General features: G+C 54.7%; 13 protein-coding genes and 7 tRNA genes. 1 reads left to right on the forward strand and 19 read right to left on the reverse strand.

The window, feature by feature from the left end:
* Window positions 1–253: 253 nt before the first annotated feature.
* The 9 genes from PGS10_RS03395 to miaB all read right to left on the reverse strand — a co-directional run bounded on the left by PGS10_RS03395 (window position 254) and on the right by miaB (window position 9,591).
* Complete coding sequence (locus PGS10_RS03395; protein WP_015367722.1) at window positions 254–979, reverse strand: amino acid ABC transporter ATP-binding protein; 726 nt, start codon at window positions 977–979, stop codon at window positions 254–256.
* Complete coding sequence (gene gltK / locus PGS10_RS03400) at window positions 979–1,653, reverse strand: glutamate/aspartate ABC transporter permease GltK (protein ID WP_045381494.1); 675 nt, start codon at window positions 1,651–1,653, stop codon at window positions 979–981. Before gltK ends, PGS10_RS03395 begins: the two co-directional genes overlap by 1 nt.
* Entirely contained in the window at window positions 1,653–2,393 is a 741-nt protein-coding gene (locus tag PGS10_RS03405) for an amino acid ABC transporter permease (RefSeq protein WP_045392974.1), read from the reverse strand. The genes gltK and PGS10_RS03405 overlap by 1 nt, the downstream gene beginning before the upstream one ends.
* A gap of 163 nt (window positions 2,394–2,556) precedes the next feature.
* Window positions 2,557–3,468: an amino acid ABC transporter substrate-binding protein gene (locus PGS10_RS03410; RefSeq protein WP_015367719.1), complete on the reverse strand. Its 912-nt coding sequence runs from the start codon at window positions 3,466–3,468 to the stop codon at window positions 2,557–2,559.
* Window positions 3,469–3,895: 427 nt separating this feature from the next.
* On the reverse strand, window positions 3,896–5,434 hold the full coding sequence (gene lnt / locus PGS10_RS03415) for an apolipoprotein N-acyltransferase (RefSeq protein WP_047077888.1): 1,539 nt from the start codon (window positions 5,432–5,434) through the stop codon (window positions 3,896–3,898).
* A gap of 22 nt (window positions 5,435–5,456) precedes the next feature.
* Window positions 5,457–6,335 carry a CNNM family magnesium/cobalt transport protein CorC gene (corC, locus tag PGS10_RS03420; RefSeq protein WP_015704743.1) on the reverse strand — a complete coding sequence of 293 codons (879 nt, stop codon included), beginning with the start codon at window positions 6,333–6,335 and terminating at the stop codon, window positions 5,457–5,459.
* A 158-nt stretch (window positions 6,336–6,493) separates the two neighbouring features.
* Window positions 6,494–6,967 carry an rRNA maturation RNase YbeY gene (gene ybeY / locus PGS10_RS03425; RefSeq protein WP_042893289.1) on the reverse strand — a complete coding sequence of 158 codons (474 nt, stop codon included), beginning with the start codon at window positions 6,965–6,967 and terminating at the stop codon, window positions 6,494–6,496.
* Window positions 6,964–8,010: a PhoH family protein gene (locus tag PGS10_RS03430; RefSeq protein ID WP_045392978.1), complete on the reverse strand. Its 1,047-nt coding sequence runs from the start codon at window positions 8,008–8,010 to the stop codon at window positions 6,964–6,966. Before PGS10_RS03430 ends, ybeY begins: the two co-directional genes overlap by 4 nt.
* 156 nt (window positions 8,011–8,166) lie before the next feature.
* Entirely contained in the window at window positions 8,167–9,591 is a 1,425-nt protein-coding gene (gene miaB, locus PGS10_RS03435; protein ID WP_045381508.1) for a tRNA (N6-isopentenyl adenosine(37)-C2)-methylthiotransferase MiaB, read from the reverse strand.
* A gap of 169 nt (window positions 9,592–9,760) precedes the next feature.
* Between miaB and ubiF the strand changes: the two genes are divergently transcribed.
* Window positions 9,761–10,936 carry a 3-demethoxyubiquinol 3-hydroxylase gene (gene ubiF, locus PGS10_RS03440; protein ID WP_047077887.1) on the forward strand — a complete coding sequence of 392 codons (1,176 nt, stop codon included), beginning with the start codon at window positions 9,761–9,763 and terminating at the stop codon, window positions 10,934–10,936.
* 108 nt (window positions 10,937–11,044) lie between these two features.
* On the opposite strand, the gene PGS10_RS03445 is transcribed toward ubiF, so the two are convergent.
* From PGS10_RS03445 to nagC, 10 genes are all read right to left on the reverse strand, one after another.
* Window positions 11,045–11,119: transfer RNA gene (locus PGS10_RS03445), tRNA-Gln, on the reverse strand.
* Between the two features lie 99 nt (window positions 11,120–11,218).
* Window positions 11,219–11,293 (reverse strand) — tRNA-Gln (locus PGS10_RS03450).
* 45 nt (window positions 11,294–11,338) lie between these two features.
* Window positions 11,339–11,415, reverse strand: a tRNA-Met gene (locus PGS10_RS03455).
* Window positions 11,416–11,438: 23 nt separating this feature from the next.
* Window positions 11,439–11,513: transfer RNA gene (locus tag PGS10_RS03460), tRNA-Gln, on the reverse strand.
* Window positions 11,514–11,549: 36 nt separating this feature from the next.
* Window positions 11,550–11,624: transfer RNA gene (locus PGS10_RS03465), tRNA-Gln, on the reverse strand.
* A 23-nt stretch (window positions 11,625–11,647) separates the two neighbouring features.
* Window positions 11,648–11,732, reverse strand: a tRNA-Leu gene (locus PGS10_RS03470).
* Between the two features lie 8 nt (window positions 11,733–11,740).
* Window positions 11,741–11,817, reverse strand: a tRNA-Met gene (locus tag PGS10_RS03475).
* Window positions 11,818–12,042: 225 nt separating this feature from the next.
* Complete coding sequence (gene asnB, locus PGS10_RS03480) at window positions 12,043–13,707, reverse strand: asparagine synthase B (RefSeq protein ID WP_015367711.1); 1,665 nt, start codon at window positions 13,705–13,707, stop codon at window positions 12,043–12,045.
* A gap of 279 nt (window positions 13,708–13,986) precedes the next feature.
* The gene (locus tag PGS10_RS03485) at window positions 13,987–14,739 is read right to left on the reverse strand and encodes an HAD-IIA family hydrolase (protein WP_045392984.1); all 753 of its coding nucleotides are present in this window, start codon (window positions 14,737–14,739) and stop codon (window positions 13,987–13,989) included.
* 45 nt (window positions 14,740–14,784) lie between these two features.
* Entirely contained in the window at window positions 14,785–16,005 is a 1,221-nt protein-coding gene (nagC, locus tag PGS10_RS03490) for a DNA-binding transcriptional regulator NagC (RefSeq protein ID WP_015367709.1), read from the reverse strand.
* Window positions 16,006–16,007: the final 2 nt, after the last annotated feature.

A 16,007-nucleotide genomic window follows, 5' to 3' on the forward strand; every position in this document is an offset into this window, starting at 1 on the left:
CGTAATGTTATGTAGAGAAATTTTCCCTGAAGCCGTTTTTAACGGGGGGTATGTTAGCTGTGGCGGTAACGCTTAGCTATGCGAAGGAAACTGAATTTTATATGAATTAAACTAATTTAGAATGTGAATTATTGGGCGCGGCGGCTGATTCATTTACTGACTTAATAGAGATAGTCTTAAAATAAACCACTAATATATGTGTGCAATATTGCAGGGGGAAAGAAGGCGCGCACATGAGGTGCGCGCTGGGATTTTAGTGCAGGATTTTGGCGAGGAAATCTTTCGCGCGTTCTGATTGCGGGTTGGCGAAGAAGGCTTCTTTATCGACATCTTCGACAATTTTACCTTCATCCATAAAGATGACCCGGTTGGCTACTTTACGGGCAAAGCCCATTTCGTGCGTCACTACCATCATGGTCATGCCTTCGTTAGCCAGTTCGACCATGACATCCAGCACTTCGTTGATCATCTCCGGGTCAAGCGCTGAGGTCGGCTCATCGAACAGCATCGCAATCGGATCCATACACAGCGCGCGGGCGATCGCGACACGCTGCTGCTGACCGCCGGAGAGCTGCGCCGGATATTTTTCCGCATGAGCCGCCAGGCCCACGCGCTCCAATAATTTGAGACCCTTTTTACGGGAAGATTCTTTATCGCGATTAAGAACCTTAATTTGCGCCAGCGTCAGATTGTCGATGATCGACAGATGCGGGAACAGTTCAAAGTGCTGGAATACCATGCCGACGCGGGAACGCAATTTAGCAAGATTGGTTTTCTTATCGTTAACCTGGGTGCCATCAACGATAATTTCGCCTTGCTGGACCGGCTCCAGGCCGTTAACGGTTTTAATCAGCGTCGATTTACCGGAGCCAGACGGCCCGCAGACCACGACGACTTCGCCTTTTTTCACTTCGGTGGAGCAATCGGTCAGCACCTGAAAGTGACCATACCATTTTGAAATATTTTTCAGGGTAATCATTACACAGTCCTTTTCTTCAACCAGCTGACCAACAGCGATGCGCTGAGACTAAATACAAAATAAACGGCGCCTGCGAACAGGATCATTTCCACCTGGGTTCCGTCGCGCTCGCCAATAGTAGAGGCGGTACGGAAGAAATCGGCCAGACTCAGGACATACACCAGTGAGGTATCCTGGAACAGCACAATCCCCTGGGTTAATAGCAGCGGGACCATCGCGCGGAAGGCCTGCGGCAGGATCACCAGCTTCATCGATTGCCAGTGGGTCATTCCCAGCGCCAGCGCGGCGCTTGATTGACCGCGGGAAATGCTCTGGATACCGGCGCGAATAATTTCCGAATAGTAGGCCGCTTCAAACATCGAAAATGCCACCATTGCCGAAATCAGGCGAATATCGGTTTTCGGCGACAGCCCCAGCACGTTTTGCAGGAATCCGGGAACGATCAGATAGAACCACAGCAGCACCATCACCAGCGGAATCGAGCGGAAAACGTTAACGTAAGTTTTGGCAAACCACGCCAGCGGCAGGAAGCTTGACAGGCGCATCACCGCCAGAATGGTGCCCCAAACGATACCGAAAATAATCGCCGTGACGGTGATTTTCAGCGTAATGACCAATCCTGCCAGCAGGTAGGGCATGGAAGGAACAATTGAACTCCAGTCAAAATCGTACATTATTTGCCTCCCATATTGCCCGGCAGACGAACTTTACGTTCAACCACGTACATCACCAGCATAATGACGGCGTTGATGAAGACATAGGCGAGGGTGATCGCGGTAAACGATTCCCAGGCGTGGGCAGAGTAATCCAGTAACTTGCCGGCCTGCGCCGCCATATCCGCCAGGCCGATGGTGGAAGCGATGGCCGAGTTTTTTACCAGGTTCATCATTTCCGAGGTCATCGGCGGCACGATAACGCGATAAGCGTTCGGCAGCAGCACGTAGCGATAGGTTTGCGGCAGGGTCAGGCCCATCGCCAGGCCGGCATTTTTTTGCCCGCGTGGAAGGGACTGTATCGCGGCGCGGACCTGCTCGCAGACGCGGGCGGCGGTAAACAGCCCGAGGCACAGCATTGAGGAGACAAAGAACTGAATATTGGGATCCAGCTCGGATTTAAACCACATACCGACGTTTTCCGGCAGAAATTCCGGAATAACAAGGTACCAGGTAAAGAACTGCACGATCAGTGGAACGTTACGAAACAGTTCGACGTAACAGGTACCAATCCCGGCTAACCAGCGGTTAGGGACGGTACGCAGAATGCCGAACAGCGAGCCGACAAGGAAAGCGATAATCCAGGCGCTAATCGACAGTGCGACGGTAACCTGAAAGCCGCTCCATAACCAGCCTAAGTAAGTGGTGTTGCCGAACGGGGCGGGTTGCAGGAATATTCCCCAGTTCCAGTCTATTGACATAAATAAACTCCAGAAAAAAAAGGGTAGCAGCGCTACCCTCGAAGATTGTTGCCCTGCTTGTTTCGGTATTCGCGGCGGCTGGGGAACGACCAGCCGCCGTATAGTCTGTCCGTGCGAAGGCAACAATCGGGAGGGCTACTTTGTCGAGCCCCTGTTTTTTTAATTAGTTAAGAGCTTTATCATTCGGTGATTTGAACAGCGCCTTCATGTCGTCGGACAGTTCGAAGTTCAGGTTCAGATTTTTCGGCGGAATCGGGTTCTTGAACCAGGTGTCGAACCATTTTGCCGCTTCGCCGGAGGTCTGCGCCTGGGCGACGGTGTCATCGACCAGCGTTTTGAACGACGCGTCGTCTTTACGCAGCATGCAGCCATAGGCCTCTTTCGATTGCGGCGTACCGACGATTTCCCAGTTATCCGGTTTCTTCGCTTTTGCGCGCTCGCCGGCCAGCAGGGCATCATCCATCATAAAGGCCACCGCGCGGCCGCTTTCCAGAGTACGGAAGGAGTCACCGTGATCTTTCGCGCTGATGATGCGCATGTTCATTTTCTTCTCGTCGTTGAGCTTATGCAGCAGGACTTCCGAGGTGGTACCGGAGGTGACGACCACCGCTTTGTCTTTCAGATCCGGGAAGTCTTTAATCGGGCCGCCTTTTTTCACCAGCAGACGGGTGCCGACGACGAAGATCGTGTCAGAGAAGGCGGCCTGTTTCTGGCGCTCCAGGTTGTTGGTGGTGGAGCCGCACTCGAAATCATAGGTGCCGTTCTGCAGCAGCGGGATACGGTTCTGCGAGGTGACCGGAATCAGCTTCACCTGCAGATCGGGTTTGTTCAGTTTTTTCTTGATGGCTTCAACGATAGCGTTGGAGTAATCCTGAGAGTAACCCACCACTTTCTGTTGGTTATCGTAGTAGGAGAATGGTACGGAAGATTCGCGGTGGCCGACGACGATCACCCCATTTTTAGCGATTTTATCCAGCGTGCTCTGACCTGCGGCCGGGGCGGCATCTTCAGCGTGCGCCAGACCGGCGGTCACTCCCATGACCAGCATTGCGGCGGCCAGTTTACGTAATTGCATATCCAACTCCTTATCCTTAACGCCAGGGACGCTAGTGATACCCATTGTGATTGTGTGTATGTGTTGTTATTCCCGTTAGCTCTGCCGTAAGGCGGCGCTTTCGGGAATCGTCTGCAATCTTAAAGTGCAGTATTTGTATGAGCTTGTTAGCATTTAGTTTGGCTTAATGTAAAGATTTTGATGCGTTATTGTTTATTTTTGCGAAGCACTCCGCACCATTTATGGGCAAAAATGGTTTGTTGCACCAACATGGCGCGAAGTGCGAACGCTTTCGGTGCAACCCCGGTGCAACCGCGGTCAAAATCGTCTACAGGGGGAAATTAAGCAATGGGCGTGCCAGATTGGCGCAAGGGAGCGTAAAGCTGGGAAGAGTCACCGGCGACAAACGCCGCCGGGAGTTGGCCGGGCGGCAGCCCGGCGGAGAAGGTTAGCGACGACGCTGGCGCAGGCTCATCACCAGCGCGGCAAAGCCGAAGAGGGCGGTTAACGCCCACAGCGGCCAGTTGCCGGTACGGGCATACGGCGTCAGGCCGGTGGTTGGCGTGACCTTAGTGGTCAACACCGCGCGGGTAAACTGCGGGATCATGTCCTGAATTTCACCACGCGGGCCGATAACGGCGGTAATACCATTGTTGGTGCTGCGCAGCAGCGGGCGCGCCAGCTCCAGCGCGCGCATCCGCGCCATCTGGAAGTGCTGCCACGGGCCGATCGATTTACCAAACCACGCATCGTTGGAGATGGTCAGCAGGTAATCGGTATCCGGGCGGAAATTATCGCGGACCTGTTCGCCGAGAATAATTTCGTAGCAAATTGCCGCCGTGAGTTTCAGGTTATGCGCTACCAGCTGCGGCTGCACGTAAGGACCGCGGCTGAACGAGGACATCGGCAAATCGAAGAACGGCGCCAGCGGGCGTAAAATCGACTCCAGCGGCACAAATTCGCCGAACGGCACCAGATGGTTCTTGTTGTAGCGGTTGGTCGAGTCGTAGCTGTACGGATTATCTTTACCCAGCGTAATGATGGTGTTGTAGGTATCGTAGCGGTTTTGTTTATTGAGCCGCGCATCGACAATACCGGTAATCAGCGAGCTATTTTTGGCCCGCATCAGGTCATCAACCATGCTGAGGAAATGCTGCTGATTGATTTCCAGATCCGGGATCGCAGATTCCGGCCAGATAATCAGCTGCGATTTACCCATATGCGGCTGGGTGAGATCGAGGTAGGTTTTCAGGGTATTAACCAGCTGGTTTTCATCCCATTTCATCGCCTGCGGGATATCGCCCTGCACCAGCGAGACTTCCGTCGCGCGTGCCGGCAGCAACTGGTACCACTGAATGTAACGCAGCGGGAAGGGCAGGGCAAACAGCACCGCGGCGATCAGCAGCGGTTTCCAGCTGCGTTGCACAATAGCCAGCGCCAGCAGACCGCTGACCACCATTAACAGAAAATTTATCGCCTCAACGCCCATCACTGGCGCCAGACCTTTCAGCGGGCCGTCAATCTGGCTATAGCCGAACTGTAGCCACGGGAAACCGGTCAATACCCAGCCGCGGAGAAATTCGGTAATTTGCCAGACCGCAGGCGCGGCGATGGCCAGACGGATCCAGTTGGTTTTCGGCCACAGTTTCGCGAGGATCCCGGCGAAAAGGCCGGTATACAGCGATAGATAGGCCGCCAGGAGGGCAACGAGGAAAACGTTAACCGGGCCCGGCATGCCGCCGAACTGCGCGATGCTAACGTAAACCCAGTTGATGCCGGTGCCGAATAGCCCAAGCCCCCAGAAGTAGCCAATCCAGGCGCTCTGTAGCGGGCGACGGTTAAGAGTGAGCGCCTGCAGACCAAATAGCGAGACGATGGCCGCCGGCCAGAAGTCGTAAGGTGAAAAAGCCAGCGTTCCGCTGGCTCCGAATAACAGCGCCAGCAGCAGACGTACGCGCTGGCGTTCAAGTAAAGAGGCAAATACCATTTAGGTTAATCGTCCCGTTAAATTAGTCTTCCAGCTTCGGCTGCGGCGCATCATCAGGAAGCTTTACATGGACCTGAATAATACGTCTGCTGTCAGCCATTGCGACCTTGAATTGGTAACCATCAATGTCAATCGACTCGCCGCGGGCCGGCAGATGACCAAAGGCCTGCATCACCAGCCCGCCGATGGTATCGACCTCTTCATCGCTGAAGTGGGTGCCGTAGGCTTTATTGAAGTCTTCAATCGATGCCAGCGCGCGTACCGTCCAGGTATGACGGCTTAGCTGACGGAAATCGATATCTTCCTCTTCGTCATACTCGTCTTCGATTTCGCCGACGATAAGCTCAAGGATGTCTTCAATCGTCACCAGGCCGGAGACGCCGCCGAACTCGTCGATGACGATCGCCATATGATAACGTTGCGAGCGGAACTCTTTCAGCATGCGGTCAACCCGCTTGCTTTCAGGCACGACAACCGCCGGGCGTAACACTTTTTCCATGCTGAAAGCTTCGGCGTCGCTGCGCATAAACGGCAGCAGATCCTTAGCCATCAGAATCCCTTCAATGTGATCTTTATCTTCGCTAATGACCGGGAAACGCGAGTGGGCGGATTCGATGATCACATCGAGGCACTCGTCCAGCGTCTGGTTGCGTTTCAGGGTAATCATTTGCGAGCGCGGGATCATAATATCGCGGACGCGCTGGTCGGCGATATCCATTACCCCTTCGAGCATGTCGCGCGTATCTTCATCGATAAGCTCGTTCTGCCCGGAGTCACGGATCAGCGCCAATAATTCATCACGGTTTTTCGGTTCACCGTGAAAAAGTTGGCTGAGTAAGAGGGAGAAAAATCCCTTTTTGCTGTTTACTGTGTCACTACTGTGTGAATTGTCGTCGCTCATGGCGTCGTATGGGTTCTCGTGTTGATTTAATTGTCGCTCGTCGCGCGTAAACTCAGCGTCGTACGGCATGTTTAGCCTGATGGCGCTACGCCTGTCAGGCCTTCGATACGCATGAATGTAGGCCGGATAAGGCGCTCGCGCCGTCATCCGGCAAGTTACTATTCAGCAATCTTCTCGGCAATGTACGGATCCTCATAGCCCAGAGCAAGCATTATCTCTGTTTCGAGGCCTTCCATTTCTTCCGCTTCGTCGTCTTCGATATGATCGTAGCCCAGCAGGTGCAGGCTACCGTGCACGACCATGTGCGCCCAGTGGGCCTCCAGCGGTTTTTCCTGCTCTTTGGCTTCCTGTTCAACCACCTGGCGGCAGATGATCAGATCGCCGAGCAGCGGCATCTCAATGCCCGGCGGGGCTTCGAAAGGGAAGGAGAGGACGTTAGTCGGCTTATCCTTGCCGCGATAGGTCAGGTTCAGCTCGTGGCTTTCGGCGACATCCACCAGGCGAATCGTTAACTCTGACTCTTCCTGGAATTGCGGGATGACGGCATCCACCCAGCGTTGAAAGAGGGCTTCGTCCGGTAGACCGCTGGTGTCTTCGCAGGCCAGCTGTAAATCGAGAATCACCTGACTCATTTTTGCTCCTGTTCCTGGGCTTCGCGTTTGCGCTCGGCGGCCAGTTCTGCTTTACGTTTTTGTTCGGCTTCTTCCCATGCCTCATAGGCATTGACGATGCGGGCGACCACCGGATGGCGAACCACATCTTCGCTGTGGAAGAAGTTGAAGCTGATTTCATCGACTTCCGCCAGCACTTCAACGGCGTGACGCAGGCCTGATTTGGTATTACGCGGCAGGTCAATCTGGGTAACGTCGCCGGTGATAACCGCTTTCGAGTTAAAGCCGATACGGGTCAGGAACATCTTCATCTGTTCGATGGTGGTGTTCTGGCTTTCGTCGAGAATGATAAAGGCGTCATTCAGCGTACGCCCGCGCATATAGGCCAGCGGCGCGACTTCAATCACGTTGCGCTCAATCAGCTTCTCGACTTTCTCAAAGCCGAGCATCTCGAACAGCGCGTCATACAGCGGGCGCAAATAGGGGTCAACCTTCTGGCTTAAGTCGCCCGGCAGGAAGCCAAGCTTCTCGCCCGCTTCGACCGCAGGACGAGTCAGCAGAATACGCCGAATCTCCTGGCGTTCCAGAGCATCGACCGCCGCGGCAACCGCGAGGTAGGTTTTACCGGTACCCGCCGGCCCGACGCCAAAGGTAATGTCGTGGTCGAGGATGTTGGCGATGTACTGCGCCTGGTTTGGCGTACGCGGTTTGATAACCCCGCGTTTGGTTTTGATATTGATGGCCTTACCGTATTCCGGCACGCTCTCGGCGCTCTGCTCGAGCACCCGAGCTTCTTTAATAGCCAGATGGATTTGTTCCGGTTCAATATCCTGAATCTGGCCGCGCATTGGCGCGGTATCGACATACAGGCTTGTCAGAATATCGGCCGCGGCGTGCACGCAGATCGCGCGGCCGGTCAGTTTAAAATGATTGTCGCGGCGGTTGATCTCAATCCCCAACCGGCGCTCCAGCTGTTTGATGTTGTCGTCAAACGGGCCGCACAGCGCTAACAGGCGGGTATTGTCCGCTGGCTCCAGGGTAATTTCACGGGTTTCTATGTTCAAACTGTTCCTCTTATTACGCGTGTTGCCGGAGGGCGTTCGTCATCCGGCCAATAAGGAAATTATTCACGTCACGGGAATATGGCGCAAGCATTGCTGTAGATATAGGGGCGAGGAGGGGAAATGCAAGGCCTGCCGGAACCGACAGGCCTGCGGGGATTACGGCTGATAGATGCCGACGCCCAGATCGTTTTCTTTACGCGTACGCGCAATGACCGACTCCGGCGACTCCACGACGCGCAGCCCCATCTCGTCTTCGGTGCGGACGATTTTGCCGCGTAATGAGTTAGTGTAGACATCGACGATTTCCACGTCGACGAATTTACCGACCATATCCGGCGTGCCTTCGAAGTTCACCACGCGGTTGTTCTCGGTGCGCCCGGAGAGCTCCATCAGGCTCTTACGCGACGTGCCTTCTACCAGAATACGCTGGGTGGTGCCGAGCATGCGGCGACTCCACGCCATCGCTTGCTGATTAATACGCTCCTGCAGAATGTACAGGCGCTGTTTTTTATCGGCTTCAGAAACATCGTCGACCATATCCGCCGCCGGGGTGCCCGGGCGGGCAGAGAAGATAAAGCTGTAGCTGACGTCAAAGTTAACCTCGGCAATCAGCTTCATAGTTTTTTCGAAGTCTTCCGTCGTTTCGCCAGGGAAGCCGACGATAAAATCGGAGCTAATCTGAATATCCGGGCGCGCTTCGCGCAGCTTGCGGATAATCGCTTTATATTCCAGCACGGTGTGGGTACGGCCCATCAGGTTCAGTACGCGATCGGAACCGGCCTGTACCGGCAAATGCAGGAAGCTCACCAGTTCAGGAGTATCGCGATAGACCTCGATGATATCGTCAGTAAACTCAATCGGGTGGCTGGTGGTGAAGCGAATACGATCGATACCGTCGATGGCGGCGACCAGACGCAGCAGATCGGCAAAGTTGCCGGTCGTGCCGTCGTAGTTTTCACCGCGCCAGGCGTTAACGTTCTGCCCCAGCAGGTTGACTTCACGCACCCCTTGCGCCGCCAGTTGGGCGATTTCAAACAGAATATCGTCGCACGGACGGCTCACTTCTTCACCGCGGGTATAGGGCACCACGCAGTAAGTACAATATTTGTTGCAGCCTTCCATGATGGAAACGAAGGCGGTCGGCCCCTCGGCGCGCGGTTCCGGCAGGCGATCGAATTTTTCGATTTCCGGGAAGCTCACGTCGATAACCGGTTTATGGTTGTTGCGCACCGCGTCGATCATCTCCGGCAGGCGGTGCAGCGTCTGCGGGCCAAAAATAATGTCAACGTAATGGGCGCGCTGGCGAATCAGCTTACCTTCCTGGGAGGCGACACAGCCGCCGACGCCGATAATGACTCCGGGTTTTTTCTCTTTTAGCAGTTTCCAGCGGCCAAGCTGATGGAACACTTTTTCCTGCGCCTTCTCGCGAATTGAGCAGGTGTTGAGCAGCAGCACGTCCGCTTCTTCGGCCACTTCTGTGAGTTGATACCCATGGGTGGCATCCAGCAGATCGGCCATCTTGGATGAATCGTATTCGTTCATCTGACAGCCCCAGGTTTTAATATGGAGTTTTTTTGTCATCGACTTGCTCATGCTCAATTATAAAGACGGGTATAAGTTAAGAATTAGAATTCGTTTGCAGGGTACGCATTGTAATGCTTTGGTTGCCACCTGACCAGTGCGACCACGATCCCCGCAAGGCTCAAAAAATCCGGTAAACTTAAGGAAATCAGCTTTAAGGATAATTGCCATGACAATTCATGCAACAGATATCGCCATCGTCGGCGGCGGAATGGTCGGCGGTGCGCTGGCGCTGGGGCTGGCGCAACACGGGTTTTCGGTAGCGGTGATAGAAAAACACGCGCCTCCGGCCTTTGATGCCGCTGCGGCGCCGGATGTGCGTATTTCGGCGATCAGCGCGTCGTCGGTCGGCCTGCTCAAAAGCCTCGGCGTCTGGGAGGCGGTGCGTGGTATGCGCGCGCATGCTTATCGGCGACTTGAAACCTGGGAGTGGGAAAGCGCGCACGTTGACTTTAATGCCGCCGAACTGAAGCTGCCTGAGCTTGGCTATATGGTGGAAAATAACGTGCTACAGCTGGCGCTGTGGCAGGCGCTCGAAGCCCATCCGCAGGTGACCTTGCGGGTTGGCGTGACGTTAAGCGAGCTTAATCGTGAGCCGCAGGGCGTTTCGCTGCGCCTGAGTGATGAGAGCGTTTGCGCGGCGCAACTGGCGATCGGCGCCGACGGCGCGAATTCGCAGGTGCGCGAGCTGGCCGGCATTGGCGTGCAGGCGTGGCAATATCAGCAATCCTGTATGCTAATCAGCGTGCAGTGCGCCGACGATCCCGGCGATAGTACCTGGCAACAGTTTACCCCCAGCGGGCCGCGCGCGTTCCTGCCGCTATTTGATAACTGGGCGTCGCTGGTGTGGTACGACACCCCGGCGCGCATCCGCCAGCTGCAGGCGATGTCGATGACCCAACTGCAGCAGGAAATCACCGCGCATTTCCCAAAACGTCTGGGCAGCGTGACGCCGATGAGCGCCGGCGCCTTCCCGTTAACCCGCCGTCATGCGTTGCAGTACGTGCAACCGGGACTGGCGTTGGTTGGGGATGCGGCGCATACCATTCATCCGTTGGCGGGGCAGGGGGTCAACCTTGGCTATCGCGACGTTGACGCGCTGCTGGATATTTTGGCGGAAGCCCGCGGGCGCGGTGAGGCCTGGTCCAGTTTGCCGGTGCTGAAGCGCTATCAGGCGCGGCGCCGGGCGGATAACTTTATTATGCAATCCGGCATGGATCTGTTCTATGCGGGCTTCAGCAACGATTTAGCGCCGGTACGCGTGCTGCGTAATATTGGCCTGATGGCAGCCGAACGTGCCGGAGTATTGAAACGCCAGGCATTGAAGTATGCATTAGGATTGTAGTAAGTCTATACCCATGGGACTGCGGGCAGGTTTTGCAGTCCCCGGCGGGGAAATAGCCATCAGCAGAAAGCAAAAAAGCTCACCGAAGTGAGCTTTTTTGTTAATAAGTGGCTGGGGTACGAGGATTCGAACCTCGGAATGCCGGAATCAGAATCCGGTGCCTTACCGCTTGGCGATACCCCAATTGTCTGCTGGTGTTTCGTGTGCCGGACTCAGCCCGGTGGCCTTACGGCCTGGCGATACCCCAACAGGTTGCGTTCACGGAGGAACGTCTTTTGAATTTGGCTGGGGTACGAGGATTCGAACCTCGGAATGCCGGAATCAGAATCCGGTGCCTTACCGCTTGGCGATACCCCAACAAATTTTTACGGATTTACCGATGTTAACCGATAGTCCTGAATATGGTGGCTACGACGGGATTCGAACCTGTGACCCCATCATTATGAGTGATGTGCTCTAACCAGCTGAGCTACGTAGCCAAATTGTCATGCTGTTTCTTCGATGGCTGGGGTACCTGGATTCGAACCAGGGAATGCCGGTATCAAAAACCGGTGCCTTACCGCTTGGCGATACCCCAATACCGTCGCGGCTAACCGCAAATATCGAAGAAATATGGCTGGGGTACCTGGATTCGAACCAGGGAATGCCGGTATCAAAAACCGGTGCCTTACCGCTTGGCGATACCCCATCCGTGCAACGCTTTTTAGTGAATGGTGCGGGAGGCGAGACTTGAACTCGCACACCTTGCGGCGCCAGAACCTAAATCTGGTGCGTCTACCAATTTCGCCACTCCCGCAAAAAAGATGGTGGCTACGACGGGATTCGAACCTGTGACCCCATCATTATGAGTGATGTGCTCTAACCAGCTGAGCTACGTAGCCATCTTTTTTTCGCGTTACCTTATCGGCGTTGCGGGGCGCATTATGCGTATTGGGCCTGCGAGCGTCAACCACTTTTTCAAGGAAAATCGTCGTAATGTGACTGTTTGGTTAGGTTGCGAACAGCATGCTGCAATAATCGGCAAGAATTGATTATTTATCGTTTTTATTTGCCAAATTCGGCATAAAAAAACGGACCCCGTAGGATCCGTTATTCGCCAGAATGGCTTACTTATAAGCCGACTGGTGGACGCCGACCGCGCGTCCTGATGGATCGTTCATGGTTTTGAACGCTTCATCCCACTCGATGGCTTTCGCCGAAGAGCAGGCGACGGACGGGCCGCCGGGGACGCATTCCGCCGCGCTTGGCAGCGGGAACAGCTCTTCGAAGATTTCGCGGTACAGATAGCCTTCTTTAGAGGTCGGCGTGTTGTACGGGAAGCGGAAGCTCGCCGTCTCCAGCTGCTGGTCGCTAATCTGTTTTGCCGCCACCTCTTTCAGCGTATCAATCCAGCTATAGCCTACGCCGTCGGAGAACTGCTCTTTCTGGCGCCAGGCGACACTGGCCGGCAGATAGGACTCAAAGCATTCGCGCAAAATATGTTTTTCCATTTTGCCGTTGCCGCACATTTTATCCTGCGGGTTGATGCGCATCGCCACATCGAGGAATTTCTTATCGAGGAACGGTACGCGGGCCTCTACCCCCCAGGCGGACATCGCTTTGTTGGCGCGGGCGCAGTCAAACATGTGCAGCGCCTGCAGTTTACGCACCGTTTCTTCATGCAGTTCTTTGGCATTCGGCGCTTTGTGGAAGTAGAGATACCCGCCGAATACTTCATCGGAGCCTTCGCCGGAGAGCACCATTTTAATGCCCATGGCTTTAATTTTACGCGACATCAGGTACATCGGCGTCGAGGCGCGAATGGTGGTCACGTCATACGTTTCGATGTGATAGATAACATCGCGGATCGCATCCAGCCCTTCCTGCACCGTAAAGTGAATTTCGTGATGCACGGTGCCGAGGTGGTTTGCGACTTCCTGTGCCGCTTTCAGGTCAGGGGAGCCTTCGAGGCCGACCGCGAATGAGTGCAGCTGCGGCCACCAGGCTTCGCTGCGCTCCTGATCTTCAACGCGGCGTGCGGCGTATTTTTTGGTAATGGCCGAAATCACCGAAGAGTCCAGGCCGCCGGAAAGCAGCACGCCGTAAGGCACATCCGACATCAGGTGGCTTTTCACCGACTCTTCCAGCGCCTGACGCAGTTCGTTTTTATCCGTGACGTTGTCTTTTACCGCGTCGTAGTCGAACCAGTCGCGCTGATAGTACTGGCGAATTTCACCATCCTGGCTCCACAGGTAGCTACCTGCAGGGAACTCTTTAATCGTGCGGCAAACCGGCACCAGCGCTTTCATTTCGGAGGCTACGTAGAAGTTGCCGTGTTCGTCGTGGCCCATATACAGCGGGATAATACCGATATGGTCGCGGCCAATCAGGTAAGCGTCTTTCTCGCTGTCATACAGCGCGAAGGCAAACATTCCCTGCAGTTCATCGAGGAACTCCGGCCCTTTTTCCTGGTACAGCGCGAGGATCACTTCACAGTCGGAACCGGTCTGGAACTGGTAGCGGTCGCCATATTCGGCGCGCAGCGCCTGGTGGTTGTAGATTTCACCGTTGACCGCCAGCGCATGGGTTTTTTGTTGGTTATAGAGCGGCTGGGCCCCGGCGTTGACGTCGACTATCGACAGACGTTCGTGGGCGAGAATCGCTTTATCGCTGGCATAAACGCCGGACCAGTCCGGTCCGCGGTGGCGCATCAGGCGGGAAAGTTCCAGTGCCTTTTTACGCAGTTCGCCTGCGTCAGTTTTAATATCCAGTACGCCAAAAATAGAACACATAGCCTTCTCCGTTACCCTGTCATGTGGTGATGTTGTGCAGACCTCGTCTCTTGCAAGGTCTTAGTGCGTGTTAAAGAAAATGCCGTAAAGGAGAGTGGGGCGCAAGAGATTTACCGGCGGAAAAGTAAAAAGTGCAATACTGATTGTCGAATGTTGAAAAATGCGTATGTTTAGCGCAGCTTTATTGATGAATGTTTAGCAATAAGTCGTTTTCATTAGATGAATCTATTTTTTGCGGTGCTATAAATAAAAAACCACGTCCTGGGACGTGGTTTCGGCTCAAAAAACGTCGATTTCGGCGACCGACGGATAAATCCACGACGGGCGGAACGGCATGCTATCGATATCGTCCAGCGTGGAGACTCCGGAGAGCACCAGAATGGTCTCAAGGCCCGCCTGGAAACCAGCGAGGATATCGGTACGCAGGTTATCGCCGACGATCACCGTTTGCTCGGAGTGGGCCTGCATTTTGTTGAGCGCGGAACGGATAATCCACGGGCTCGGCTTACCGACATAAAACGGTTTCCGGCCGGAGATTTTTTCAATCCCCGCACAGAGCGCGCCGCAAGCAGGGTAGTAGCCGCGACCGTGAGTATCCGGGTTGGTGGCGATAAAGCGCGCGCCGTTGGCGACAAAGAAAGCCGCTTTATGCATCATTTCCCAGTTAAAGGAGCGGGTCTCGCCAACGATGACGAAATCAGGATTAACGTCGGTGATGGTGAAGCCAGCCTTATACAATTCGTGGATGAGCGCGCCTTCGCCAACCACGTAGGCCTTCTTACCTTCTTGGCGACGCAGGAAATCGGCGGTGGCCATGGCGGAAGTGTAGAACGCGGTATCCGGCACTTCGATACCGGCGGTGGCGAAGCGGTTGGCCAGGTCCTGTCCGGTTTGCGAAGGATAGTTGGTCAGCATCACCAGCGGCATACCTTTATCCAGGATGCGCTTGATAAATTCAGCGGCGCCGGGAACAGCCACGTTATCGTGCATCAGCACGCCGTCGATATCACAAATTACGTTTTGAATGGTCATGAACAGTCCAACATCATTAACGAAAGGCGAAACTATAAAGCTGGATTAACTTTCCAGCAAATGCTGTAACAGGATGCCGTTGAGCATCGCGCGCTTGACCAGCGCAAAGGCGCCGATGGCTGAGCGGTGATCGAGCGTCGAGCGTACCACCGGCAGATTGTGGCGAAACGCTTTCAACGCCTGGCCGTTGATACAGCTTTCAATGGCCGGTAGCAGCACCTTTTCCGCCTCGACGATTTCACCGGCAATCACCACTTTTTGCGGGTTAAACAGGTTGATAGCGATGGCGATGGTTTTGCCCAGATGACGGCCAACGTATTCGACCACTTCGCAGGCCAGCGCATCGCCTTTATTTGCCGCTTTGCAGATAGTTTTGATATTGCAGTCATCAAGCGTGATACGGCTTTGATAGCCCTGCTCAAGCAGATGGCGGACACGGTGCTCAATAGCGGCGTTCGCGGCGACGGTTTCCAGACAGCCGAAGTTGCCGCAGTGACAGCGCTCGCCTAACGGGTCGACCTGGATATGGCCAATTTCGCCAACGTTGCCGTTACGGCCGATAAAAATACGCCCGTTGGAAATAATGCCCGCGCCGGTACCGCGGTGTACGCGCACCAGAATAGAGTCTTCGCAATCCTGGCTTGCGCCAAAATAGTGCTCGGCCAGCGCCAGGCTGCGGATGTCGTGGCCGACAAAACAGGTGACGTTAAAGCGTTTTTCCAGCGCTTCGACCAGCCCCCAGTTCTCCACCTGAATATGCGGCATATAGCGGATAACGCCGCTTTCAGGGTCGACCAGCCCCGGCAGAATGACCGAAATGGCGATAAGCTCGCGGATTTTGCGCTGACAATTTTCAATAAAGGTGGCGATGATATTCAGCAGCGCGTGCTCGAGCGTTTCCTGGGTACGCTCCGGCAGCGGGAAGTGCTCTTCTTCCAGCGTTTTACTGCTTAAATCATAAAGGGTCAGGGTGGCGTCATAGCGGCCTAGCCGCACGCCGATAGCGTTGAAATTGCGGGTTTCCGCGATGATAGAGATGGCGCGGCGCCCCCCGGTGGAGGCCTGCTGATCGACTTCTTTGATCAGGCCGCGCTCAATAAGCTGACGCGTAATTTTGGTTACGCTGGCAGGGGCAAGCTGACTTTGTTCCGCTATCTGAATGCGCGAGATGGGACCATGTTGGTCAATCAGCCGATAGACGGCCGCGCTGTTCAGCTGTTTTACCAGATCGACGTTACCAATTTGAGCTTGTCCGCCTGCTGTCATAC

Origin of the sequence: Klebsiella sp. 141153, assembly GCF_032601995.1 — a bacterium.
Classification (GTDB): domain Bacteria; phylum Pseudomonadota; class Gammaproteobacteria; order Enterobacterales; family Enterobacteriaceae; genus Klebsiella; species Klebsiella aerogenes.